This is a genomic window from Bacteroides sp. 2201st1_D9_2201SCRN_220225, from assembly GCF_040928965.1.
Taxonomy (GTDB): domain Bacteria; phylum Bacteroidota; class Bacteroidia; order Bacteroidales; family Bacteroidaceae; genus Bacteroides; species Bacteroides stercoris.
Map to the genome: position 1 here is coordinate 1 of NZ_JBCODG010000169.1, position 1513 is coordinate 1513.

Consider the following 1513-nt stretch of genomic DNA (forward strand, 5'->3'; position numbering starts at 1 on the left):
TGGCAAAGTGCGGATGATCGTAACATAAATCCTTATGCTCACAAGCCGTCAGTCCTATCCATAAAAATATGAACACCAGACTAAAGCGTATCCGTATCACTGCCTGCCTCCTTTCTTCCGGCTATAATTCCCCCGCCCGATCAACCACACCAAAGAGATACCCGCCTTGGTCGGGCCGAACCAGCGGCGGTTTTTAGTGGTCTGCCATACATAGTGACCGTCCAAAGGGATGTACTCCTTGTACGATCCTCCAAGGTAGCCGATTCCCAACGTGAAATCCACATTGAACCGATGTCCCACAGGTAACGAGTAGCCGTAAGCCACGCCTCCCCCGTAACTCCATTTATCCCCCAAGTAACCTTTCCCACCCAATTCGAAATCATAGGTGACGATCTGCCCGTACAATCCGACATGATGCCCGGAAAACGGTTTTTCCACCGCTCTCCGACCGAACCAGCGGCGCAACTCCACATCTCCCCCATAGATACGCCAATAATTATGCTTCCGATCACTTTTCCACCAGGCATACATCCAATTCCCGGCCACAGACCAGTTCTTCCCCAAACAGAACTCAACCCCGATGTCAGGTATCAAAACAGCGTCATAAAGCAAGTTTGTTTTCACCGCCATGCAAAACGGCCGTTTCTTTACCGGAGCTATGACGGTAACGGTATCACGGATGCACAACGTATCACGTGTATGTATATATACCGTATCTCTGACGGGATTTATCGGATCACTATCATAGCATATTTTCACCATCGACGAACGAAGTTTCGGAAAATGGAATTTATACAAATATGAGTATGGCCTCCCCCCTTTCAGTCTTTTCAGTTCTCCCCCCCAATAAGGGCTGTCCTGGTTTTCCAAACGTACGATCTTCTCCAACAAACGAAGGACATCCTCCCTCTCCGGAACATTCACATCCGCTCTCACCATCGTTATAAGTCCGTTCCAGTCGCTTCCCGAAAAATGAAAATCCCTCTCCAATACCGGAATCTTTATATAAGGTGATATATACCGCCACAAAACCTCTGCTCGTTTTTCAGACAGCCTTCCATTCAACAGCCCCCCTCCTTCCGGGGAAGCTCCTCCTATTATTTGAATTTTCCTGATAAGACGGACGGAGTCGTTCAATGCGGAACAGATTTTAGCAAACCGCTCCATCTCGTTCCCATTGTCAAGTAAACATGTATCTATATTTACCTTTCCTTGATGAAAATAGATCCTTACCGAATCACGCTTCTCCTGAGCGGATATTTCTCCGCTTATACTCAACACGAGCACGAACAATACACATTTAATATAAAAAAACATCTTTTCGTCATTTAATCATTTGTTAATATGACAATCCAAACCCAGGCTTTTACACCCCCTGAATTTCAACCGCTAAAGATATGCACTTATAAACCAACCTCCAAAGCAAAAAACAAGTATTTTAAACTTATAAATACTTAAAAAGACAACCACACAACAGCTACAACACTTACCACAGCAGCCAATCACGCTTACA

At 45.4% G+C, this 1513-nt stretch carries 1 protein-coding gene and 1 pseudogene; both read right to left on the reverse strand.

Translation table 11 applies throughout. The features are described 5' to 3' along the window. A pseudogene (locus tag AB5903_RS22440) lies at positions 1-100 on the reverse strand (DUF5119 domain-containing protein); the annotation flags it as partial. Beyond that, positions 97-1317: a DUF3575 domain-containing protein gene (locus tag AB5903_RS22445; protein WP_009276883.1), complete on the reverse strand. Its 1221-nt coding sequence runs from the start codon at positions 1315-1317 to the stop codon at positions 97-99. The pseudogene AB5903_RS22440 and the gene AB5903_RS22445, both read right to left, overlap by 4 nt. Between the last annotated feature and the right edge of the window lie 196 nt (positions 1318-1513).

What these genes read in the sequence shown, in the direction of transcription:
- AB5903_RS22445 (WP_009276883.1), bottom strand. Translation starts at nt 1,317, where the DNA reads ATGTTTTTTTATATTAAATGTGTATTGTTCGTGCTCGTGTTGAGTATA.